The following is a 22588-nucleotide window of genomic DNA, read 5'->3' as shown; positions in this document are numbered from 1 at the left end:
TAAAGGGGGTTGCGGCTTTTTGCTGCAGCTCCCTTTTTGTTTTTTGCTGATCGAGTTGCCTCTCTGGTGTCGAACACAAAAGATCAGAATAATTACGGCTAGATATTGTTCGTGCATCTTTGCTTAAATGTATTACGAATATGAGTTATACGTAAAATAAAGTGTGAAGAGTTTGCTCCTTAAAAATCTTAAATGATGTTGTTGTGAGGAGAATATGATTCGAAAAACAAGCTTTGTATATGTAGTATTAATTGTAGCTGGAGTGTTGTTCTGGGCCTCTAATTCACATGCCGGACATGGTCCCGGCTCGGCTCCGGATATGGTGCATGTTAAAAATACCCCGGATGCTGTTCAGAATCTTCCGGGAAAGATATCATTGGAACAGGTTAACTCAATTCTTTTCGGAATGATAAATGAACAGGGCCGCACAAAGCCTATTGCGGAGGTGGAAAAAGAACCAGCTAAGCCGAAGCCCAAGGTAGACCAGCATTCCGGGGTCGCCGCCCTGAGCAAGACATTCAGGTATGGTATGGTTCATATTTATGAGCGGTTTTCCACTTTCTTTTCCGTAGCAGCTGTTGCGCAGGTTGAAGTGCCCAAGATATTACAGAATATTCTGGGAAGTAACCGGAACATGACTCCGGGTGAACACGGATTGGCCTTGCTCCTGCTTACTTTTGTCTGGGGCGGGGGCATGTTCGGCTATAGGAAAATGACTGCCGGGTTACGGGCTAAAATTTCACAAATTTCCGAATACGCACTCTGGCACACAAAGGTGGGGCGTCTGCTTTTCCGGTCCTGTATTGATCTTGTTGGGCTGGGCTTTATCGCTTTTGCTGTCAGTGCAATTTACCTGCTTATCTTTCATGACGGGGCATCCGTTAGACCGGTGCTTGCAGCATGGCTGCTTTCCATGGCAACCCTCGAAATTATCGGTCTTGTTTCCCGTTTCCTGCTGGCGCCTGCTGCCCCGTCCCTGCGTATTTTTAATTTGAATACAGATACCGCCCGTTATGTGCATCATTGGACTTCTCGTATAGCGGTTGTGATTTCTGTATGCGTTCTTTTGGGGACCCTCCTCCGGTTGGAGCATAAAAGCGAGACAGTTTATCTGCTGGTCAATTCATGTTCGGGATTTGTCGTAATTTCAATTGTTTCAACACTACTATTCATTAACAGGCTTAATGTCAGGGCGTTCATACTTTCCCGTACCCGCACAGAAAGCATGAGCAGGCAACTTGCCGGATTCTGGCATGTCGGTGCTCAGGTATATCTATGGAGTTTCTGGATTTTCTCAGAGCTGGCTCTTGTCGTACTTGGGGATGATGCCATGCTTCCCGGATTTATGACTCTGCTGGCCTTGCCATTTTATTTTCTGGCTGAAATGGGCATCCGCAAGCTGGTGGCTTTTGTCGCTGACGTAGTTGTTTGTTCAGATGATGCAGATGAAATGGATGCTAATTATATCAGCCGATTCCAATTGTTCTTGATATCCAGTTTTCGTGTCCTTTTGTTTTGTGGAACCGTTTTTTATCTTATTGATGTCTGGGGATTTCACTTTGATCTCGGCGAAAGGGTCGTTGGCGCTGCTTTTGAATCAATGTTCGCTCTGATCATGGCTTATGTGAGCTGGGTTTTTATCAGCCGCTTTTTTGAACGTAAGATTGCCGAAAAAAGAAAAGATGACGAGCATAGCTATGAAGGAGACCGTTTCAGCACATTATTGCAACTGGTTAAGACATTTCTTTTCGCCACTATTTTTATAGTGACAATATTGATCGTTCTTGCGGCTCTTGGTGTGAATATCGGTTCGCTCATTGCCGGGGCCAGTGTTTTCGGTATTGCCATCGGTTTTGGTTCCCAGACTTTGGTTAAAGATATTATCTCCGGGATTTTCTTTCTTATGGACGATGCCTTTAGGGTTGGAGATTACATTGAGACTGCCGGGGCCAAAGGAACTGTTGAGGCTATTTCAGTCCGTTCCATCAAGCTGCGTCACCATCGCGGTTTTTTATATACCATTCCTTTCGGGGCTATGGAGGTGGTTAGAAACAATACCCGCGACTGGGCGATCATGAAATTGCAATATTTAGTGCCCTTCGATACCAACGTGAAGGAGGTCAAGAAGATTATTAAACAGATCAATAAGTCCATTCGCGCTGACGAGGAGTTCAATGAAATGCTTCTTGACGACATTAAATGTCAGGGTGTCATGGCTATGGAAGAGTACGGCATGCGCATGCGCCTTAAGTTTATGACTCGTCCGGGCAGTCAGTTCACCATCCGCAAGCATGTGCTGGCTATGCTGCGTGAGAAGTTTGCAGAAGCCGGAATTGAATTCGCCAGACCCCGCGTTTCTGTCCAGATCCCAGACGGTGCGGAACTCTCAGATGAGGAACGGACATCTATTGCTGCCGCTGCCTCCAATGACGCGGATAAGCGTATGAAAGCAAGAACGGCCATTGCGGCTGTCCCTGCTGCGCAATAACAGGATCAAGCCGACTCTCTTCGGGGTCGGCTTGATTGTTTTGTGGTTGGTGGAGAAGTTGAATCAGGATCGTAATGCATCAATGGGGCTTAAGGCAGATGCCTGTCTTGCCGGGTAGTAGCCGAAAAAGATTCCTACCGCCGCTGATACTCCGACCCCGAGCATGACTGCTTCTTCGGAAACAAAAAAACTCCAGTTCGCAAAATTGCATATGATGGCCGTGGCCCCGACACCCAATGCTGTTCCCAGCATTCCTCCGATGAAGGAAAGGATGATGGATTCCACTAGAAACTGGAACTGGATGTCATTGCGCTTGGCACCGATGGCGCGGCGGATGCCGATTTCTTTTTTGCGTTCTGAAACCGAAACGAGCATGACGTTCATAACTCCCACCCCGCCTACAATAAGAGATATGGAACCAATGGCTCCCAACAGGGCGGTAAACATGCGCATTTGCTTTTTCATTTGGGCCACCAGTTCTTCCGCGCTGGTTACCCTGATTTCGGTTTTGGATGTGAGTTTGAAATAGTTCTTAAGCTGTTCAGTAGCTTGCTCGCTTATGCCGCTTTCTATCATGCGGGTTCCGAAAGTATTTATCTGCGGGCGGTCCTGACTGCGCATGGCGGTCTTAATGGGAACCATGATTCCTTCGTTGATTTCGTAAGGAGTGAATGTGCCCATTGGCACGCTTTCGGCTATGCCGATTACGGTGTAGATGCGTTCGTTAAAGATTATCTGCTTGCCTACGAGATTGCTTTCGCCCTGTTCCTGCAACCATTTAGCCTTACTGGACCCAAGAACGCAGAAGGCGGAATGGCCGTCCAGATCGGAGATAAACCTGCCTGCACTGATATGTATTTTATAGAGCCGCGCAAATTCTTCAGTAACGCCCAGCGCGGGGCTGGATGTGCGTTTGCCGGAAAATTTAAGGTCACTGTAGAATGACACATAGGGTGCCACTGTGCGTATGGTGGAGCAGGCTTGCGGTATTTTTAGTACATTCTGGAGATTAAAGCCTGAGTTTTTGCTGCCACTTCCGTATTCCTGCTGCACGGAGCAGACATCTGTTCCCATTTCCTTGAATTGGCTGATGACTTCGTTTTCAACAATCTGCCCCACAGTGACCATGGCGATTACTGAACCGATGCCGATGACAATCCCGATGAGGGCCAGCAATGAACGTTGTTTAGCGCCTAGAAGTGAGCGGAAGGATTCCCTTATGTTTTCACCAAGGATCATGCGCCCTCCAGCCTGCCGTCCCGCATGCGGATGGAACGTTTACAACGTTTTGCCAGACCGGGATCATGAGTGATGATGACAACGGTTATGCCTTCTTCTTCGTTCAGGTTCAGGAAAAGGTCCATGATGTCTTTGCCTGTTGCTGTATCAAGTGCTCCGGTGGGTTCGTCAGCCAGAATGAGTGAAGGCTCTCCGCACAGGGCACGGGCAATGGCAACCCGCTGCTGCTGACCGCCGGAAAGTTCATTGGGGCGATGATCTCCGCGTTCGCCCATGCCGACCTTGATCAGCATTTCTTCGGCCTGTGCTTCACGTTCTTTTTTTGGGACCCCGCGGTAAAGCAGCGGCAGGCAGACATTATCAAGGGCCGTCAGCTTTGGCAGCAGGTGGAATTGCTGGAATACAAAGCCGATTTCGTGATTTCGAATAGCGGAAAGTTCATCGTCACTCATTTTGTCGGCCAGCTTACCGTTAAAGCGGTATGTGCCTGAACTGGGCTGATCAAGGAAGCCCAGGATGTTCATGAGTGTGGACTTGCCGCAGCCGGATGAGCCGAGGATGGCTAACAGCTCACCTTCATCTACATTGAGATTGACCCCCTTGAGCACTTCAACTTCAACCGTGCCCAGCAGGTAGGATTTATGAACGTCCTCGATGTTAAGCATTAAAACGATTCCTGTTTGAGCAGGATGGTTGTGCCCGGCTTTATACCGGAGAGGATTTCCACTTCATTGATGGTGGTGTATCCGGTTTCAACATCTACTTCGTTGACGGTACCGTCTTTTTTTCTAACTCTCAGAAATACTTTGCTCCCGTCTCTGTTAATGGCTGAGAAAGGGACCATGATTGCGTTTTCGTTGGAGTATGTCTCTACCTGCATATTGGCAGTCATACCGATGCGGACATTTTTACTTACATCTTTGGGCAGATGGGGCAGGCGGATTGTTGTTTCAAAGGTGGGCACCTTGCCTTCACCGCCGGCCTGTGAAGAAATCATGGCGATTTCGCCTTTCAGTTTATGATCCGGGAAAGCGTCTCCGGTTACTGTGACCGGTTGGCCCAGTTGCAGACTGTTGATGTTCAGTTCGTCTACCTTTGCAGAAATGGACAAACCCTCAAGACTGGCAATGGAAAGCAACGGCTGTCCTTCGGTTACGCTCATACCGCTGGTTATTTCCTTGGTATCTCCGCTCTTTGAGTTGGGGCGTAGGGCTACTCCTGATACCGGGGCGGTCACCATTGACCGGGACATCTTTTCTTTCAGGGTGTTGTAGTTTGTTTCCGCATTGGCAAGTTCCATGCGGGCTATTTCAACATATTCATGGTCACCCTTGTTGAGCACATCGCGGTAGGTTTCCTGACAGGAAATGAGCCGGGATTCATTGTTTTTCAGTTCCTGAAATGACGTGTCGTACTGGTTTCGCGGGATGATGCCCTTTTCAAACAGCATCTTGTCTTCCTCGGCCTTGGCTTTAGAACTGGTCAGGGTCCGTTTGGCCTGTTCCAGTTCACGTCTGGCCTTGAGTACTTCGGAGGTGTTTTTCCAGTTGGTCAGCTCATAATATTTTTTGCGGGATTTGATGTATTCGGTGAATGCTGAGCGCATCTTGCTGGCGATCTCAGAGGTGTCCAGAGTTATGATGGTCTGGTTGCGGGGGATTCTTTCTCCGTAAAAAAAGTCGGTTTTGGTGATGATCCCGTTAAATGGAGCAACGAGAGTAAGTTCTTCCAGCGGGGCCACAACCCCGGAAAGAGAGATGGAGCGCGAGAAAGGACGGGGGGTGACTATTATGCTTTGGTATTCCGTTTCAGCGTTTGAGGCAGCAGCAGGCTTGAATGTGTCGGGTATTTCCATGAAAGCCGGGTTGAACCAGAAGAAAGCTCCGACTGCGCAGAAAAAGCAGAACACGGCTGCGATTAGTATGAAACGGACTTTTTTCCCTTGGGTGAGTGAATCTTGCAATGCCTTATTGGATTCATCCGCATCGCGCATAGCCTGCGTCAGGTCTTTATTCAGCTTTTTTTCATCCTGACGCATTTTTTCAATTTTAGTGACGTCGCGCAGGACCAGCACAGCCCCGCAAGATTCTCCGTCATTGCCTTTCAGCCTCGAAACGCTGACTGAGAGGTAAATTTTTTCTCCGTCTTCTTTGTAATAGGGAGTAGCCCGGTTGCTGATGGTGCAGTCTTTGTAAATAGTGTCCAGCAGGGCCTGCATGAATTCATCATTTTCTTCAACCGGAGGAACAACAGCCATAAGCGGCATGCCTTGCAGCTCGTTTCCGGAAATACCCAGCACCTTGGCAAGAGCAGGATTGGCTCCGGTAACGATCCCTTTATTGCTCAGGATCATGACACCATCATTCATGACTTGAAGAACTGTTTCCCGAAAGGGGGTGTTAAGCAGATTATCCATGACTCTTCCTACCACCATGTCCAGACCAGGGGGCGGATTTTGTTATTGAGGTCTTCTTCCAGTTGCTTGTCATTATGTTTGAATTCAACATGCCATGTTTCCATAGTTGTGCCTAGGAGCTGGTCGAGAATTAGCAGGGCTTGAATATAAGAAATCTGTTTGGAGGTTTCCGCGAGCTGGGCCTGTACCAGTTGGTTCTGGTATGAAACCACCTCGAAGTTTGTTGTCCGGCCTACCATCAGTTTGGTGTTTTCATTATCCAGCTGCAATGCTTTGAGCTCAGTGTTCTTCTTAGCCAGTCCAATCATTTTCCAGCGCATTCTTACGTCACGCACGGCATTGGCAACTTCGGTCTGCAAATTGGTTTTGGCCCGTTTCAGCTCAAGCTTGGCCTTGCGTTTGTTTACCTCGGCAGTAAGCAGCTTTTTCTTTCTCTCCAACTGGTCATCTCCCCAGAGATTAATGGGGGCCGAAAGCTCAACTCCTGCTGAGAGTTCATCGTCGCTGGTGGAGGCGGAGTAGGAGTTCTTCTGTGTCTGTGTTTCTTCGTAGCCGCCCTTGAGATCCAGCTGCCATTCCCGTTCATTCTCGGCCACCATGGCGTTGATGTTTGATTCTGTTACCGCGAAAACCTTGTCCATGTATGTCTGGTTGTTTTTCAGTGCCACCTGCATGCATTGTTCGTAGTCAGGTTCAACGTCCCGTATTTCGTCATCGACCGGTTCAATCACTAGATTGGGGTCCATTTCGAGGTGGTTAAGTAGATCGCGGCGTGATTTGTCGAGGCTGTTACGTGCTTCTTCAAGGGAAAGCCGTCCCGAAGCCACATCTGCTTCGGCCTGAACTACGTCACTGGCGGACATGCGGCCCATGCTTTGTTTGAATTGGTTGACTTCCAGCAGCCGTTCCGAGCGCTCAAGGGCCTGTTTCTGGATTTCCAGATTCTCTTTGGCCTGTTTGAAGGTAAAATAGTAGTTAAGGCCTGAATTTATTAGTTGGCTGAGTTTATCGCGTAAGCTGAGAATATTACGTTTGTCAGTAATGCGGGCTAGTCGGATAGAGGCCATGTTGTAATCAATTCCAGCACCTTTGAGCAGGGGCTGAGTCAGCTCAATGCGCCACTTGGAGGATGCTTCTCGGGTGTATTTTTTTGATCGTGAGACAGAAGATTCCCCGTCATAGCTCAGGGTGCCGTCACTGTTTTCAGAGTAATTGTTGTCCCAGACAAATGAGAGGGTTCCGCCGGTGGGTATTTTTTGGGTGATGGAAGCTTTGGCTCCGGCATCCCATTTTGAAGCAGGGGTCTGCGTTCCATTGTCGGAAATACGCATATTGCGTTGAAATGCTTCAGCATTAAATGAACCGTCAATGTTGATGACCGGCTCGAATTTCGCTTCTGCTTTTTCAAGGTCGAATTTTTCTGTAACGCGTTGCAGGTAGTTGGTCGCAACATTAGAGTTGTTGCGGATGGTCAAGCGTACCACTTCATCCATGGACAGGGTCAAGGTTCCGTTATTTACCCGTGCTATTGTTTCGTTCTCCGCATAAGCGGGTATGGAAATGGAAAAGACACAAATAAACGTCAGCAATAGAACCGTATTGATTTCTAGAAGTAGCTTGGCAGTCAGATTCATTTGAGTGCTAGGTTCAAATATATTGTTGTTAGGTTGTCCGATGATAAAAGTGCTGACCTAACTTAGTACTAAAGCTTCTTTTCGTAAAGGAGGGATCGGTTGTTGTGGTGCTGAGACGGAAAAAGCCCTACCGGAATATCCGGCAGGGCTTTTAATTTAACTTTGGAATCTAATTCTCACTAATCATTCACAAGCATAAGCGAGATTTCGGGAATGTAGGTAACTGCCAGCAGTACGGCGATCATAAGGCCGAGGATGGGCAGAACCTGTCTGGATACGTCGCCGAGTTTGACCTTGGCAACGGAGGAGGCCACGAAGAGGTTGACCCCTACCGGAGGAGTTACGAATCCGATGGCGAGGTTCACTACCATGATGATACCGAAGTGGACCGGATCAACTCCGACCTTGGTAACGATGGGCAGCAGGATCGGAACCAGAATTACGATGGCAGCCAGTGCTTCCATGAAGGTACCGATGATCAGCAGCAGTACGTTGATCAAGAGCAGGATGAGAATCTTGCTGTTGGTCATGCCGAGGATGAATCCTGCGATTTTTGCCGGGACCTGCTCAACGGTCATGATGTAACCGAAGATGGTTGCCATAGCCATGAGGATGATGACAATGGCGGAGGTGGAGCACACTTCCATGAAGGAGTCCACTATGTTGTGTCGGTTGAGGCCCTTGTAAACGAAGATACCGACAATGAGACCGTAGAATGCTGCTACCGCAGCGGCTTCTGTGGGAGTCATCAGGCCGCCGTAGATACCGCCGAGAACGATAACCGGAACCATGAGTGCCAGTTTTGCATCCCAGAAGGCCTTGGCGATGGATTTAACTGAGCGTTCTTTCTGCTCACCCATCCAGCCTTTCTTCTTGGAGACCCAGTAGCTGAAGGCCATAAGTACCAGACCGGTCAGGACACCGGGCAGGATACCCGCGATGAACAGCTTACCGATGGATGCCTGCGAAGCAACACCGTAGATAACAAACGGGTTGGAGGGGGGAATCATAACCCCGATGGCACCCGCAGCCGCAACAACTGCACAGGCAAAGTATTTATCGTAACCGCGTTCAATCATGGCCGGAATGGTAAGGGAACCGATAGCCGCAACAGTCGCGGGGCCGGAACCGGAAATGGCGGCAAAGAACATGCAGGTTGCAATTGTTGCCAGCGCCATACCTCCTGGCAGGGGTCCGAGCAGTTCGTCTGCAAGGTTTAGCAGTCTTTGGGACAGTCCGCCGGAGCCCATGAAGATACCCGCAGCAATAAAGAAGGGGATCGCCATGATCGGGAAGCTGTCGATTGAGGTGAAGGAAATCTGCGCAACGTAGTCGATGGGCAGGGAGCCGGAGCTGATCAGGGTTACCAGAGATGCAAGTCCGAGGCTGATCCCGATGGGTACGCCGATGACCAGAAAGAGCAGGAAGTAACCGAACAGAACTGTAGTTGCTCCGAAATCAATACCCAGCAGTACCGGGATAAAGATGAGCGCAGTGATTACCGCTGCTGCAACGCCGTGCATGATGCTGGAGTTCTTTATTTCCTTGATGGTATCCTGAACAAGGCGCAGCACCATGAGGCTGAAGCCTACAGGCAGGATCATGTAAGGAATGTAGTACGGAATCTGGAGTGCCGGGGCGATCTGGGGAGAACGCATCTGCATGCTGATCAGGTCCATACCCATGATGGCAACAACAACGCCCAGTACGATGAAGCAGAGGTTGTTTACCATCCAGAAAATGTGCTGCCATTTCTGGGGCAGGCGGTCGAAAACAATATCCACACGGATGTTTTCGCGGTTTTTAATTGCCAATGGTGCGGCAAGGTATGAAATCCAGACAAAGATGAAACGGGCCAGCTCTTCTGTCCATACTGCCGAACCGGCATCTTCGGTCAGGTTGGTAACAACATATCTGTAAAATGTCTGGAAGGTAATGATGAGGATGATTGAAAGCAGGCCGATGAAAAGGAACGGCTTTTCAAAGTCATCATTAAGCATCTGCAGAAACCCGCGGCGGGGTTTTTCCTGTGAAGAGGCTCCCACCGCAGTGGGAGCCGTATTGGTTGCCATAATAATCTACCCTTCTTCTGAAAATGTCCGAATGAGCCTTATTTGCTCTGAACTTCTTTCATCATGTCGAACAGTTCTGCGGGGATGGTGTCGTTGAACATATCCCAGACAGGGCGGGTCAGCTTTTTGTATTCAGCCAATTCTGCTTCAGTAAGCTTATGAACTTTGATGCCTTGATCGATGAACTTCTGCTCAGCTTTAGCTTCGAGTTCGGTAGTAATGCCGCGCTGGTAGACAAGTGCTTCTTGAGCAGCTTCGTTGATGATCTTCTGGTTCTCGGGGGAGAGACCTTTCCAGAAGTCGAGGTTCATCATCAGGATATGCATGCAGTAGTTGTGACGGGAGTCAACAGCGTACTTGATAACTTCATCGTGCTTGGCATCGCAGAGCAGGGAGAAAGTGTTACCTTCAGCGTCAACAGTACCCTGCTGCATTGCAGTGTAGGTTTCACCCCAGGCGATGGGAGTGGGGCTCATGCCCAGAGCTTTTGCTACTTCAATCTCAACGGGAGATGCGGTTACGCGGACTTTGAGTTTCTTGAGGGTATCTGCAGTGGAAACGGGACGGTTGGTGGTAACAAAGTTACGGTAGCCGTATTCACTGAACATGATGGGCTTCAGGTTGATGGATTCAGCTACACCGTTGAAGTATTCGCCAAGCTTGCCGTTATCAAGGGAAGCGTAAATTTTGGGCTGGTCTTTGATATCTGTGATGTAAGGAAGGTCAAAGATCATGAACTTGGGAGAGAAGTTGGCCATGTTCGGGGAGGAACTGGAAGCCATTTCAAGGGAACCACGCTGTACGGATTCCATGGCCACACGGTCACTGCCGAGCATGCAGCTGCCGTAAAGCTCAACTTTGATTTTACCGGCGGATTTCTTTTCAACCAGCTCTTTGAACTTTTCATAACCGAGGGTAACGTTGTTGCCCGGAGCCATAGGGTGGGCAAGACGGATTTTGATTGCATCGCCGTCTTTAGAGCCTCCGGCTTTGCATCCGGTCAGCGCGAGCAGCAGGCAGGAAAGAAGAACAGTCACTTTGAACAGTTTTTTAGAAAACATCACATATCCCCCCATAGGACATTAATTGTTTTGGTTTACACAAATCTGGCTTTGCCATTTTTTTCACATTGAGCAATTGCTGTGCCATGAGTGCCCGCTCTTTTTGTTTTACAGGTCATTCAAATCGGGGAAAATCGAGAAAGAAGCGTGTTACCTGTTCTTAACGTACGAAGTGCAAGGAGCTTGTCGCGGGCAGAAGGTGAAAAAGTTCACATCCAGATCTGGTGCGCTTTGGATAACGGGGGAGCTGGATTTTGTAAACCTCGTTGCAAAACGGCAACCAGCATTGAGTGTAGGAGAGAGCTGTCAGTGATATCCGCTTGAATTTCTGAGGGATACCATATAGATGTTGCAAAAATGCACCGGGTTGCATAAATGCACAGTCGTGGTAAGTCCCCGATTATAAAAGGAAAACCCCCGAAAAGAAAACTTTTCGGGGGTAACTGCTTGGAGCAGTTTATGGTAGTGAGGTTCTTAGAAGAAAATCTTAAAGACCGAGAACTTTGGCTGCGTTATTGTACATGACGTTCTCGTAAACATCTTTTTCAAAGGGCAGGTTTGCGTATTTTTCAAGCTGCTCACGGTAGTCAATGAAAGGGTGCGCAGAAGCGAACATGAGTTTATCACCGATAATGGTGTTTGCTGCCTGCACATAGGCTTCGGCCTGAGGCCAGAGTTCGTACTCGGAAATTTCCATAAAAACGTTTTTGTTGCGCTGGGTTACGATAATTGCTTCGTTGACCCATGGGTAACCGCCGTGGCTCATGATGATCTTCAGTTCAGGGAAGTCGCGGGCAACGAAATCGATGTAGCGGGGCGCTACGTGGTCGATAACTGCGCCGGGTACAAAGCTTGCGGTTCCGGTGGTGAAGATAATAGGGATTTCGAGCTCGCAGCACTTGGCGTAAACCGGATAGTACTTGGCATCGTTAGGATAAATTTTGGCGAGGTACGGGTCTACAGCAGCACCGCGAATGGAGTCGTTTTCAGTTACCACCTTCTGGAGATCACGGATAGCGTCCATGCCTTTGTGCGGGTCAATGCCCCAGTAGCCGATGAATTTTTCAGGGCATTTTTTGCAAAAATCAAGCAATGCGCCATTGCCGTTAGCCATGGATGCGTAGGTGGTTTCGCAGTCGCGTCCGGTGATTACAGCCTTGACCACATTGTTCTCGTCCAGACCTTTGATGATGTCTTCAAACGGCTCGGGCTTCTGCTTGTGGAAATCGATTGCTTCACAGAGGTCCTTGAACATTGCGCTATTGGCAATGCCGTTGATTACTTCGGGGGTATTGGGTCTGAATCGGAAGTCGATAACGTTCATTTTGTTACTCCTTAAAAAGTATTAATGCGAAATAATGTACCCCCTTTGAGCAAGCATGATGCCAAGGCGAGGTGCTGGCAGAAAAATTGCTAAGATAAAAATATGGAAGATTTACTTATATACGTAGGCGCGTGGTTTATCGCCGGGGTGGTGAACCATATTGCGGGTTTGGGCGCGGCTATGGTCGCCATGCCTATTGTGGTCCCGTTTATCCCCTTAAGCGTAGCGGTCCCCAGTTCGACACTGATCGTACTCAGCATCAATCTGCAGTTGGGTTGGAATTTCAGACAATATATCCAGTGGCCCGACCTGCGTTATATATTTTTCGGCGGAATTGCCGGAACCGTAGCCGGGGTTTATTTGATCAGCTCCCTCCCCAACGAGACTTTGAAGATGCTGATGGCGGTCTTTTTGATCTGTTATGCGTTCTATGCCCTGTTCCTTGAAAAGGGAGGTCCGGGCGGCATTGATTCCCGTTGGGGAGTGCTCGCCGGAAGCCTCTCAACATTTTTCGGTTCAGCCTTCGGATTTAATGGACCTCCGCTGGCTGTGTACACTGCCATGTCCGGCTGGACTGCGGATGCTGCCAAGGGCACGCTGGGAGCATGTTTTATCTTAACCGGATTCGCCATACTTTCCGGACAGATGGCCGCCGGCTTGCAAAATATGCAGACTCTGGCCTATTTTCTGGCAGCCGGACCTGCTGCATTAGCCGGAGGCTGGGTGGGCATTCGCTGCTCGCGTAACTTTAAAAAAGAAACCAGTCGCAAGGTGCTTCTGGCACTAATTTTATTCGCAGGCAGTTCCATTTTTTATTCCTGCATTTAAGTCACAGGATTTCAGCCATGAAACATGAAGAAGCTTATCCCAAAAGAATCTCCCAGAAATATAAATATGTAATCTCCAACTACCTTTGTCAGGTCTTTGATACCATGAGTGACGGTCTGTATATTTCCGATAAGGACGGGGAGACTCTGGCTGTTAATACCATGTATGAGAACCTGACCGGATTGGAGGCCCGCGATCTTCTTGGCCGGAATGTAAAGGATCTGGTCGAGGAAGGGGTGTTTGATGTGGCCTTGAACTCCGAAGTCGTGCAGTCCAAGAAGACTTCCACCACCGTGCAGATCACCGGTAAGGGGCGCAAGGTTGTACTCACCGCACATCCTATCTTTGACTATGATGAAGATGTGGAGCTGGTCGTCACCTATGTGCGTGACATTGCTCTTATCTCCCAGCTGAAAGATCAGGTTGCGGCCCAGCGGCAGCTGATCGATAAATATCAGCACGGTATCAACCAGAAGCCTGAAACCCTCTACCTTGCCCCGCAAAGCAAGGTTATGAAAGATCTTTTTACGCAGGTGCAGCGGGTCGCCAAGACTGATGCCACTGTCCTTTACCTTGGAGAAACCGGGGTTGGTAAGGATGTTATGGCCCGTGAGATGCACGATTACAGCAAGCGCAAAAACAATTCCTTTTTCAAGGTTGATTGCACCTGTATCCCGGAAAACCTCATTGAGTCGGAGTTGTTCGGTTACGCGCCCGGAGCTTTTTCCGGAGCCGATTCCAAAGGTAAGCTCGGCCTCTTTGAGATGGCTGACAAGGGAACCCTTTTTCTCGACGAAATCGGGGAACTGCCCATGCCCATGCAGGGTAAGTTGCTGCGTGTTTTACAGGATGGGGAAATCCAGCGGGTGGGGGCCACCAAGACCCGCAAGATTGATGTACGCGTCATTGCGGCAACCAACCGTAATCTTGAGGAAGAGGTCAAGAACGGTAATTTTCGAAGCGACCTTTTTTACCGCTTGCAGGTTGCGGTCATTAATATCCCGCCCCTGCGTGAGCGTGGCGGGGATTTGCTCGCCATCATCAGATTTTTCCTCAAGCAGTTCAATACCCGCTATAAAAGACAAGTCCGTCTTTCAGCCTATGCCGAAGAGGTTATGCTTAACTACCGCTGGCCCGGAAACATCCGTGAACTGGAGAACCTGATCCACAGCCTTGTCGTGACTTGTGACAACAATCTTATTCAGATTGAAAACCTTCCCACCGCCATGATCGAGAAAAGTGCCGTGTCCAAGGCTTCCAGCGGTCTGGAGTTGAATATGGACGGTTATGGAGGCAAGGACCTTAAGGATATTATGGCTGAGTTTGAGACACAGGTTCTGCTGAATGCGGTAAAGATTCACGGTTCCATTCCCAAGGCAGCCAAGGCTTTAAATGTTAACCGGACTACTGTTTTTCGTAAGCTGAAGAAGGCCGGGGTTGAGGTATGAAGATGGATTAAGGGCTTGCGAAAAATTCGTAAGCCCTTTGTTTTTTATAAGTGAAAAAGAATTGTGTTGCATTGACAGGTGCATCATCTTTGCTAAGGTCTGGCATATTCTTACTAAACTTTAAGGCGGGACCTTTTATGAATAATGCGAGTCAAAATGCAAGTCAGGTTTTGGAAGTAGAACAATCAACGATATTTAACTGGTTTGATCATATTAAAGAACTAGGGCTGGATGTCTGGCAGAATGGAGTACCCGGAGTAAGTCTGATCAATATCGGTCAGGCTGTCGCAGTCTTCCTTTTTTTCATAATTCTGCGTCGGTTTATCACAAAATTCACCATGAACCGTTTGCAGAATATCTTTGATAAGCATGAAACCCAAGGCGGGGGCAGTGTTCTTAAAGCCCTTGCAGAGCCCATCCGTTTTATTCCGGTGGTGTTGGGGCTGTTTTTTGCGGATCAATGTTTGGATTTCCCTCTGCCTGTCGAAGTATTTACGAATACCATTGTTAAGGCATTGACCCTGTTTGTCATCTTCTGGTCTGCTTTCAATCTTGTTTCCGTGGCTACCAAAATTTTCCGTAAGCTTGAGAGTGTGCTCACTCCCTCTCTTGTTGGCTGGCTGATCAAGCTGGTTAAGTTTGTCGTAGTCCTGATGGGTGTGGCGAGCATCCTTGAGCTGTTCGGTATTGATATCGGGCCTATCCTCACAGGTCTCGGACTCTTCAGTGTAGCTGTTGCCCTTGGTGCCAAGGACCTTTTCCAGAATATTATCGCTGGGATTTCCATCATTGCCGAGAGTCGTTTTGATGTCGGGGACTGGGTTACGGTTGACGGCAAAGTCGATGGAACCGTTGAGTTCATAGGATTCCGTTCCACTCGTATCCGCCGTTTTGATAAGGCTCCTGTATATGTTCCGAACTCAACTTTATCTGATAACTGCCTGATCAACTTTAGCAAGATGACTCACAGGCGCATCTTGTGGAGTATCGGGGTGGAATATCGCACAACGACAGAGCAGCTGAAGCTTATACAGGAACGGGTGATGGAGTATATCTCGAGCAATGATAATTACGCGCAAGCGCCGGAGGTTTCCACCTTCATGCGTGTTGTTCAGTTCGGGGAGTCATCCATAGATTTCCAGCTTTACGCATTTACCAACACTACCAATTGGATGGATTGGCTGAAAATAAGGGAAGATCTGGCCTATCGCATTAAAGAGATTGTTGAAGTCGAGGCCGGAACATCTTTCGCTTTTCCCTCACAGTCTATTTATGTTGAGTCTGTTCCCGGAGTGGTTGCTGAGAATTTTACTCCACCGAAGGATTAATCGGGATTTGAGTTGTATCAATGATTGGGTAAGGGCTTGCGATTTTTCGCAGGCCCTTTTTTGTTAGGTTGCGAGTATTTGCTCTTTTTTCGATCTTGTTGATAGAAGTAATGCATTAATTTATTGCAGCGAATACGTTACCTAAGGGGTAGAGATGATAGATTTTACCGAGATACAAAACGGAGAAGTATGGGAGCTTTTTGCTAGAGATTTTTTAGAAGCATATGGTTTTTATATCGAGTCTCCTCCCTCAAGAGGTGCTGACGATGGAAAGGATATGCTTGTTACTGAAAGGTTGGGCGGGCGTTTAGGAACATATGAATTTAAATGGCTTGTAAGTTGTAAGCATAAAGCAACAAGTCAAAGGTCGGTATCTGAACAAGATGAACAGAATATTCTTGAAAGGTTGCGAGCCTTCGGTGCTGATGGTTTTATAGGCTTTTACTCAACAATCGCATCATCTGGATTGGGAAAAAGGTTGGACTCACTGAAAGCTCAAGGTGAAATTAAAGACTACAAAATTATGGATGGTCGTTTTGTAGAAAACAATGTTATTACCGCGGGATATTCTCATCTCTTTTTAAGCTATCTGCCCCAATCATATTTGCTGGCGAAACCGATTCACAATGTTTGTGAAGAATACGAACCATTGCGCTGTAGGGCTTGTGGGAAGGATTTACTTAGAGAAAATTACAATAGTTCGAACAAAGGTAATATTATTTTTGCATCTAAGGAATTCAATCATTTTGAACAAGTTTATTGTGTCTGTACAGGAGAGTGTGACAATAAGTATGAACGTATGTTGTATTCTTCGTTGGGATTGACAACTTCATGGCATAGTCTTGCCGACTTAAGCATTCCAGTTGAATATTTGAGATTTGTGATGGGGACCATGAATGGACTTAAAACTGGTGAAGTCGTTTATACTGAAGAAGCTTTTAAGGACTTGAAGGGAATACTTATTAAGCTTGCCCAGATTGTGTTAAGATTTACTAATGATCATGAAATGGAGCGAGTGAGGGACCTCCGCTCTCTAACTTTTTAAAGTATTTTTTAATTAACCCAAAAACTCCCCCGCAGAAATATTTCTGCGGGGGAGTTTTTATAAGTAACCAGTAACTTAAAAAATGGACCCGCAACAAAAGTTGTGGGTCCATTTTGGTATGCCGACCTTTAAGTCTGCTGGTTATGCATTCTTAATATATTGAATTTTTAATTTCTCTGCTCGGAATGCTCCCGGTAACATGGAGTGTGAAGGGGAAGCTCCGGGAACATTCCGTGGTGCTGCAGAGTGGAAAGAGTGTGGAACGGGCTAAAAATTATTATACTTGTCTACCAGAACCTTGATTTTGGCGAACACTTCTCCGTCCAGCTGAGTGGAAGCATCGAGCGGGAAATCGCGGCCTAGGTTTTCGTACTTGGGCTGGCCCATACGGTGATACTCGAGGGCTTCGTACTCACATTTCTCGCCGGGAAGTTTGGATATGAAATTGATGATATCCAAGACATCCTTTTCGCTGTCATTGAAGCCGGGGATGATGGGGGTGCGGACCCTGATCTTCAGTTTGGGGAAATGCTCTTTGATCTTTTTCAGGTTCTCGATGATTGCCTTGTTTGAATGTCCTGTGAATTCCTTGTGTTTGTCGCTGTCCATGGACTTGATGTCGTACATGAGGGTGTTCACGTAAGGCAGACATTCCTCGAAGGTTTCCCATGCAGCAGCACCGCAGGTTTCCACCGCAGTATTGATATGGCGGCGGCGTGCTTCGCGGAGCAGAGCAAGAGCGTAGTCGGGCTGGGCAAAGGGTTCTCCGCCGGAAAGGGTCATGCCTCCGCCGGAACGGACATAGAACATTTCATCTTCTTCAACGCGCTTGAGCACCTTATCTACAGTCTGTTCTTCACCGTAAACGATGATTGCATCATTAGGGCATGCTGTGGCGAGATGCAGCTCATTTCTCGCCAGATCATGATCGAGGTCGATTTTTTCATCTTCGCCGAAGGTGATAGCACCGGAGGAACAGTGATCCACACAACGGGTGCATTTGTCGATACCGAGACATTTGTTGCGGTTGTAGGCCAGTTCGGGCTGGAAATTTTGGGATTCAGGGTTGGAACACCATGCGCAGCGCAGGGGACAGCCTTTGAGGAATACGAGAGTCCTGATTCCGGGGCCGTCATGAACGGAATATTTCTGGACGCTGAAAACTAAGCCGGTCTGCTTTTTATCAAGAAGGGAACTCATTGTGTTTATGCCTTATATCGCCCGAGGTTGCCTCTACGACGGACAGGGAAGATTAGGTAGTTTTCAATTCTGCCAACGGCGAAGCCTGCTAAAAAGTTTTGGGATTCTTAAGCCCTTTTCCCAAAAGGGTTTAAGCCGCCGGAGGCAAAATCTTTTCATCAAAAAGCGCGGAGCGCCTCAAATCTAAAAAAGTCGGCGGGCTGAGGAGGATCAGCCCGCCGACCGGACTCACGTATGAGGCCATAAAGGGTGTTGATATATACTCTTTACTAGATGGTTTCGTGTGCGGTTCTTCTGATCAGGTCATCCTGCAGGTCTTTGGACAGGTCGCAGAAGTATGCGGAGTATCCTGCGATACGAACGATCAGGTTGCGGTACTGCTCGGGGTTGGCCTGAGCTTTTTTCAGGGTATCCGCGTTAACAACGTTGAACTGGATGTGCCAGAGGCGCAGGTCGCAGTAGGTGCGGATGAAGTCTACCAGTTTCTTGGTGCCTTCTTCTCCTTCCACGCACTTGGGGGTGAACTTGATGTTTACCAGACGTGCAGCACGTTCACGGTAGTTGAAGTTCTTGGTGGTGTAGTTGGAGAGCATAACCGCGGTGGGACCGTTTTTGTCTGCACCGTGGGATGCGGAGGAACCGTCGGAAAGCGGGGTGTATGCGTAACGGCCGTTAGGAGTAGCGGATACAACTTTACCGAAAGGTACGTGGGAAGTGAAAGGCACGTAACGAACGTCGAGATGTACGCCGAGTTCCATCTGGTACTTGTTGGCGAAGGATACGCAGAGTTCATCAAGGTCTTTGGCAATGGAATCCGGGTAAGGGTCGTTGTTGCCGTAGCAGGGAACGTTCTGGAGCATTGCACGAACATCTTCATGACCTTCGAAGTTTGCCTTACAAGCTTCGACAATCTGTTCCATGGTCAGAACCTTGTCTTCGAAGACGAGCTTCTTGATGGCAACGAGGGAGTCGACAACAGTACCGAGGCCCATGAATTCGAAGTAACCGAGGTCGATTCCGCCGGGTACATCGGGCTGGTGCAGGTCGGTGCAGCTTTCCATGCACAGGTCGTGCATTGCGGAACCGAAAGGTGTTGCAAAGTGGTTCTTGCGCAGGCGGATAACGTTTGCCTGCTGAACGAAAGCGTTCTTCAGGAAGTTGTTATGCTGTGCTTTGTATGCATCGTAGAACTCTTCCCAAGTCTTGAAGGAGCAGGGATCTCCGGTCTCGATGGAGAGCTGCTTGTCGCCGTACTTGAGCATCTTTCCGTTGTAGAGAACCATTTCAACCGCTGCTGCAAAGTTGATGTAGGGGTTACCGGAAGTGTAGGTGTCGCGGTTGGGCATTCTGATTTCTGCGCAGCCGGATACAGCGTAGTCGTAGATTTCCTCGAATTTAGCGCCCTTGGAGAGGTGCAGGGGAATAACTTCTTCATCGTTGATCAGTTTCGGAAAACCGGAACCTTCTTTGATGGTTTCAGCAACTTCAGCAAGGAAACGCTCCGGTGAACGTGCGTGGATACGTGCAGCGAGGTCGGGGTAGTGATGCGGGAACTCACGCTTGGAACGCAGGAAAAGGTAGGTGAGATCGTTGGTTGCATCAACGCCGTCTTTGGTCTGACCGCCAACGGTGACAGCTTCCCAGTGTGCGTAGCCTTCGTTGAATGCGCCGCCCTGAGGGGAGATGTAGAGGTCGATGAACTGAGCCATGCCTACGTACATGCATTCGATGAATTCGATAGCCTTATCATCATCAAGGATACCTGCTTCAACGTCCTGCTCGTAGTAGGGGTAGAGGTACTGGTCCATGCGGCCGTTGGAGATGATGGTACCGGTCTTTTGCTCAAGACGGGAGAACATCTGGGTGAACCACTGGGACTGAATTGCTTCGTGAAAGTTGGTTGCGGGCTTCTCAGGAACATTGCGGCATACTGCAGCCATGGTTTCCAGCTCAGCCTTGCGGGTAGGATCGGTTTCTGCCGCAGCTTTTTCAGCAGCGAGGTCAGCGTGGCGGTTAGCCCAGAGAATAACAGCGTCGCAGATAATCACGATAGCTTCAAGGAAAGGCTTGTCCTGAGTGTTGGCTTTGGGGGAGAAATCGTCGAGAGCGTCGAGTCTTTCCTGTGCTTCTGCACGAATGCCGCCGAAACCACGCTTGAGGATCTTTTCGTAGTCGTGAACCCACTGCAGGGAGGAACGGAAAGAAGAGGTTTCGTTAACGATAAAGCGGGAGATCAATCCTTCAGGATCATCGTAGGTCAGGGTGTGAACTTCTTCGGGCAGTGCCTGATTCAGTGCTTCGTGGTAGGTTTTGCCTTTCCAGAAAGGAGCAATCTGCTCGATGACGATTTTAGCGTCTTCTTCAGTAATAGAGAAGGGAGATCCGGAACGCTTGGGCAGTTCTTCAACAGCCATGTCGAGGAAGTCGCCGTCCAGTTCGGGGTAGAGGATGCCGTAACGGCCGGGGTAACCTGCACGGCCGCAGAGCAGGTTGTCATCATCAATGTATACAGTGATGTTTTCAGCAACGTGCTTCATGGCTTTAGCCCAGCGCAGGACCAGAGGCTGGCCTTCGGTTTTTTCCATGGACTTGGTGAAGTAAAGAGCACGCTCAACGTCGATGGCGGGTTTCTGGCCTTCGATGGTGTCGAGAATTTTGAAAACACGTTTATGTGTTTCGCGGAAAGGGTTAGCTTTACCTGCAATTTTATCTTCGAGCATCTGCTCATGAGGTGAACGACAACATTCCATTTGGATTCTCCTTCTATGTTTACTGTGGAAAATTTGTGACCACAATTGTGGGCGAATTGTTTTTCCTTGAGCATGGAGTGTGCCAAAATGAACAAGCTGTTTAATGTATTGAAAATAAAGAGTTTTGTCTTGATGGGGCTTTTCGGATGATATCGGTAGGTAATGGGGGTAATGTTGCAATTTGGAAACCGGAATTAGTCAAATCCGGTTTATCCAAGTAAAACGGGGAGTAATCACTTTGTGCAGTTTTGCAACTTGATTGTGCTGGGTGCAGTTTTGCAACCGGGGGCAAGTTGGGACTTATTTATAAGTTGAGGTGTGCCGTTAATCTTACTAGATCATGAATCCTTGACCATCTGTCATACAAGACTTACATGTATGACAAGGAGGATATCGAAATGTTATCCGTAAGATTACCTGAAGAGATTGAACAAAAGCTTACCCAGCTTGCTGAGAAGACAGGCCGGACCAAGTCCTACTATGCTAAAAAAGCAATCATAAGCTTTCTTGAAGATAAAGAAGATCATTTGCTGGCTGTGCAGGCTTATGAAGAACATCTTGAGAGTGGCAAGAAAACATTCAGTAGTGCAGAAGTGAGAAAAGACCTTGGCTTGGAAGGTTGAGTATACCGCACGGGCCAAGAAGAGTTTGCGTAAGCTGGATCAACAAACCGCCCTGCGCATTGTTGATTATATGGACAACCTGCCAGATGATCCAAGAGATCAAGGGAAAGGCTTGGTCGGCAATCTTGCTGAGTTCTGGCGATACCGTGTTGGAAATTATCGGGTTCTGGTGAAGCTGGAGGATGACAAGCTCGTTATCCTTGTTGTTGAAGCTGGGCATCGGCGCAAAATTTATGGCGGGCATTAGTTTTATTCAAACTGACAAATTTCAAGAGCCGTTTCGCGATATCGCGAAACGGCTCTTTTTATGTACCAAAAACGTACCTGCAAGGGAGGTCGCAGGTCCGTTAAATCGCGAAAGGAGTTTTCGCTTAGGGGTATATGGTACTTGCAAGGAGTTCTGCGCTGAGTGCAGTCAGAATTACTTCTTTGTTCTCGCTGAAAGAGAGGGAAAAGTCTTTTCCGTATTTGGTGAAGTCTTCTTCGGCGATGAAGGGAACATCTATGTTTTTATTTATATCAAAGCGGTCATGCAGTGGCTTGGAAAGCGAACGAACCTGATCCTCGCCGGCGGTTTTTTGTTGTTAGCGGAGTTATAGCTTTACTGGATGCATGTTGGATTAACTTATGTCTAATTCCGATTGGAAGTATTTAAAATGGTGATGTATTTGTAACTCCTTTAAAGGAATGGTCAATCTTAATCAGGAATGGAGTTGTTGTATGGAGTCATTAGCGATCAGATTCAAGCCGGGGCAGGACATCCTGCTTGAACTTGAACGTATTGCGCAGGAACGGGAAATTGAAGCCGCATGTGTGTTGACCTGTGTGGGCAGTCTGACGAAAGCCGTCCTGCGTTTTGCCAATCAGGGGGAAAGCACGGAACTTAACGGGCATTTTGAGATAGTATCCCTGACCGGGGTGCTCTCCCGTCATGGCTCCCATTTTCACCTCGCTATATCCGACGACGAAGGCAAAACCATCGGTGCGCATCTGATGGAGGGAAGTAAAGTCTACACTACCGCTGAAATAGTGCTGGCTGTCTTTCCAGAATATTCCTTTCTGAGAAGTTTCGACCCCCAGACCGGTTATCCGGAACTGGAAATCAAATCACAAACCAGCAAGTAAGGAGTGA

18 protein-coding genes are annotated in these 22588 nt (G+C 48.2%); 9 read left to right on the top strand and 9 right to left on the bottom strand.

The window, feature by feature from the left end:
• Positions 1 to 214 precede the first annotated feature (214 nt).
• On the top strand, positions 215 to 2488 hold the full coding sequence (locus ACNI23_RS13910; protein WP_420249534.1) for a mechanosensitive ion channel family protein: 2274 nt from the start codon (positions 215 to 217) through the stop codon (positions 2486 to 2488).
• A gap of 63 nt (positions 2489 to 2551) precedes the next feature.
• On the opposite strand, the gene ACNI23_RS13905 is transcribed toward ACNI23_RS13910, so the two are convergent.
• The 7 genes from ACNI23_RS13905 to ACNI23_RS13875 form a co-directional block, all read right to left on the bottom strand.
• Positions 2552 to 3727, bottom strand: a complete 1176-nt coding sequence (locus ACNI23_RS13905; RefSeq protein WP_420249532.1) for an ABC transporter permease — start codon at positions 3725 to 3727, stop codon at positions 2552 to 2554.
• The gene (locus ACNI23_RS13900; RefSeq protein WP_420249530.1) at positions 3724 to 4392 is read right to left on the bottom strand and encodes an ABC transporter ATP-binding protein; all 669 of its coding nucleotides are present in this window, start codon (positions 4390 to 4392) and stop codon (positions 3724 to 3726) included. The genes ACNI23_RS13905 and ACNI23_RS13900 overlap by 4 nt, the downstream gene beginning before the upstream one ends.
• Positions 4392 to 6143, bottom strand: coding sequence for a PAS domain S-box protein (locus tag ACNI23_RS13895; RefSeq protein WP_420249529.1), 1752 nt, complete (start codon positions 6141 to 6143; stop codon positions 4392 to 4394). Before ACNI23_RS13895 ends, ACNI23_RS13900 begins: the two co-directional genes overlap by 1 nt.
• Before the next feature lie 8 nt (positions 6144 to 6151).
• Positions 6152 to 7777: a TolC family protein gene (locus ACNI23_RS13890; RefSeq protein ID WP_420249526.1), complete on the bottom strand. Its 1626-nt coding sequence runs from the start codon at positions 7775 to 7777 to the stop codon at positions 6152 to 6154.
• A 179-nt stretch (positions 7778 to 7956) separates the two neighbouring features.
• A complete protein-coding gene (locus tag ACNI23_RS13885; protein WP_420250574.1) occupies positions 7957 to 9777 on the bottom strand; it encodes a TRAP transporter large permease in 1821 nt (606 codons plus the stop codon).
• A gap of 110 nt (positions 9778 to 9887) precedes the next feature.
• Entirely contained in the window at positions 9888 to 10910 is a 1023-nt protein-coding gene (locus ACNI23_RS13880; RefSeq protein ID WP_420249525.1) for a TRAP transporter substrate-binding protein, read from the bottom strand.
• A 487-nt stretch (positions 10911 to 11397) separates the two neighbouring features.
• Positions 11398 to 12234 (bottom strand): amidohydrolase family protein, encoded by an 837-nt coding sequence (locus tag ACNI23_RS13875; RefSeq protein WP_420249524.1) that lies wholly within the window; start codon positions 12232 to 12234, stop codon positions 11398 to 11400.
• A 102-nt stretch (positions 12235 to 12336) separates the two neighbouring features.
• On the opposite strand from ACNI23_RS13875, the gene ACNI23_RS13870 reads away from it, so the two are divergent.
• The 4 genes from ACNI23_RS13870 (at position 12337) to ACNI23_RS13855 (ending at position 16883) form a co-directional block, all read left to right on the top strand.
• Positions 12337 to 13062, top strand: coding sequence for a sulfite exporter TauE/SafE family protein (locus ACNI23_RS13870; protein ID WP_420249522.1), 726 nt, complete (start codon positions 12337 to 12339; stop codon positions 13060 to 13062).
• Positions 13063 to 13079: 17 nt separating this feature from the next.
• Entirely contained in the window at positions 13080 to 14510 is a 1431-nt protein-coding gene (locus ACNI23_RS13865) for a sigma-54 interaction domain-containing protein (protein WP_420249520.1), read from the top strand.
• Positions 14511 to 14647: 137 nt separating this feature from the next.
• The gene (locus ACNI23_RS13860) at positions 14648 to 15838 is read left to right on the top strand and encodes a mechanosensitive ion channel family protein (RefSeq protein ID WP_420249519.1); all 1191 of its coding nucleotides are present in this window, start codon (positions 14648 to 14650) and stop codon (positions 15836 to 15838) included.
• Positions 15839 to 15992: 154 nt separating this feature from the next.
• Complete coding sequence (locus tag ACNI23_RS13855; RefSeq protein ID WP_420249517.1) at positions 15993 to 16883, top strand: hypothetical protein; 891 nt, start codon at positions 15993 to 15995, stop codon at positions 16881 to 16883.
• 267 nt (positions 16884 to 17150) lie between these two features.
• Here the strand turns inward: ACNI23_RS13855 and hpsH are convergent, their stop codons facing one another.
• Together hpsH and hpsG are read right to left on the bottom strand one after the other, a co-directional pair.
• Positions 17151 to 18083 (bottom strand): (2S)-3-sulfopropanediol dehydratase activating enzyme, encoded by a 933-nt coding sequence (gene hpsH, locus ACNI23_RS13850; RefSeq protein ID WP_420249515.1) that lies wholly within the window; start codon positions 18081 to 18083, stop codon positions 17151 to 17153.
• Between the two features lie 269 nt (positions 18084 to 18352).
• Positions 18353 to 20833: a (2S)-3-sulfopropanediol dehydratase gene (hpsG, locus tag ACNI23_RS13845; RefSeq protein ID WP_420249513.1), complete on the bottom strand. Its 2481-nt coding sequence runs from the start codon at positions 20831 to 20833 to the stop codon at positions 18353 to 18355.
• Positions 20834 to 21231: 398 nt separating this feature from the next.
• Between hpsG and relB the strand changes: the two genes are divergently transcribed.
• The 4 genes from relB (at position 21232) to ACNI23_RS13825 (ending at position 22581) form a co-directional block, all read left to right on the top strand.
• Complete coding sequence (gene relB, locus ACNI23_RS13840; RefSeq protein ID WP_420249511.1) at positions 21232 to 21456, top strand: type II toxin-antitoxin system RelB family antitoxin; 225 nt, start codon at positions 21232 to 21234, stop codon at positions 21454 to 21456.
• Positions 21440 to 21703, top strand: coding sequence for a type II toxin-antitoxin system RelE family toxin (locus tag ACNI23_RS13835; protein ID WP_420249510.1), 264 nt, complete (start codon positions 21440 to 21442; stop codon positions 21701 to 21703). Before relB ends, ACNI23_RS13835 begins: the two co-directional genes overlap by 17 nt.
• Positions 21690 to 22055: a hypothetical protein gene (locus ACNI23_RS13830; RefSeq protein WP_420249508.1), complete on the top strand. Its 366-nt coding sequence runs from the start codon at positions 21690 to 21692 to the stop codon at positions 22053 to 22055. The genes ACNI23_RS13835 and ACNI23_RS13830 overlap by 14 nt, the downstream gene beginning before the upstream one ends.
• Positions 22056 to 22176: 121 nt before the next feature.
• Positions 22177 to 22581: a PPC domain-containing DNA-binding protein gene (locus ACNI23_RS13825; protein ID WP_420249505.1), complete on the top strand. Its 405-nt coding sequence runs from the start codon at positions 22177 to 22179 to the stop codon at positions 22579 to 22581.
• Positions 22582 to 22588: the final 7 nt, after the last annotated feature.

The organism is Maridesulfovibrio pacificus (SeqCode) (assembly GCF_048612815.1).
Taxonomy (GTDB): domain Bacteria; phylum Desulfobacterota; class Desulfovibrionia; order Desulfovibrionales; family Desulfovibrionaceae; genus Maridesulfovibrio; species Maridesulfovibrio pacificus.
This window is presented reverse-complemented; position numbering and strand designations above follow the sequence as displayed.

Coding starts and splice junctions, on each gene's coding strand:
- ACNI23_RS13910 (WP_420249534.1), top strand. CDS start 215: ATGATTCGAAAAACAAGCTTTGTATATGTAGTATTAATTGTAGCTGGA.
- ACNI23_RS13905 (WP_420249532.1), bottom strand. CDS start 3,727: ATGATCCTTGGTGAAAACATAAGGGAATCCTTCCGCTCACTTCTAGGC.
- ACNI23_RS13900 (WP_420249530.1), bottom strand. CDS start 4,392: ATGCTTAACATCGAGGACGTTCATAAATCCTACCTGCTGGGCACGGTT.
- ACNI23_RS13895 (WP_420249529.1), bottom strand. CDS start 6,143: ATGGATAATCTGCTTAACACCCCCTTTCGGGAAACAGTTCTTCAAGTC.
- ACNI23_RS13890 (WP_420249526.1), bottom strand. CDS start 7,777: ATGAATCTGACTGCCAAGCTACTTCTAGAAATCAATACGGTTCTATTG.
- ACNI23_RS13885 (WP_420250574.1), bottom strand. CDS start 9,777: ATGCTTAATGATGACTTTGAAAAGCCGTTCCTTTTCATCGGCCTGCTT.
- ACNI23_RS13880 (WP_420249525.1), bottom strand. CDS start 10,910: ATGTTTTCTAAAAAACTGTTCAAAGTGACTGTTCTTCTTTCCTGCCTG.
- ACNI23_RS13875 (WP_420249524.1), bottom strand. CDS start 12,234: ATGAACGTTATCGACTTCCGATTCAGACCCAATACCCCCGAAGTAATC.
- ACNI23_RS13870 (WP_420249522.1), top strand. CDS start 12,337: ATGGAAGATTTACTTATATACGTAGGCGCGTGGTTTATCGCCGGGGTG.
- ACNI23_RS13865 (WP_420249520.1), top strand. CDS start 13,080: ATGAAACATGAAGAAGCTTATCCCAAAAGAATCTCCCAGAAATATAAA.
- ACNI23_RS13860 (WP_420249519.1), top strand. CDS start 14,648: ATGAATAATGCGAGTCAAAATGCAAGTCAGGTTTTGGAAGTAGAACAA.
- ACNI23_RS13855 (WP_420249517.1), top strand. CDS start 15,993: ATGATAGATTTTACCGAGATACAAAACGGAGAAGTATGGGAGCTTTTT.
- hpsH (WP_420249515.1), bottom strand. CDS start 18,083: ATGAGTTCCCTTCTTGATAAAAAGCAGACCGGCTTAGTTTTCAGCGTC.
- hpsG (WP_420249513.1), bottom strand. CDS start 20,833: ATGGAATGTTGTCGTTCACCTCATGAGCAGATGCTCGAAGATAAAATT.
- relB (WP_420249511.1), top strand. CDS start 21,232: ATGTTATCCGTAAGATTACCTGAAGAGATTGAACAAAAGCTTACCCAG.
- ACNI23_RS13830 (WP_420249508.1), top strand. CDS start 21,690: ATGGCGGGCATTAGTTTTATTCAAACTGACAAATTTCAAGAGCCGTTT.
- ACNI23_RS13825 (WP_420249505.1), top strand. CDS start 22,177: ATGGAGTCATTAGCGATCAGATTCAAGCCGGGGCAGGACATCCTGCTT.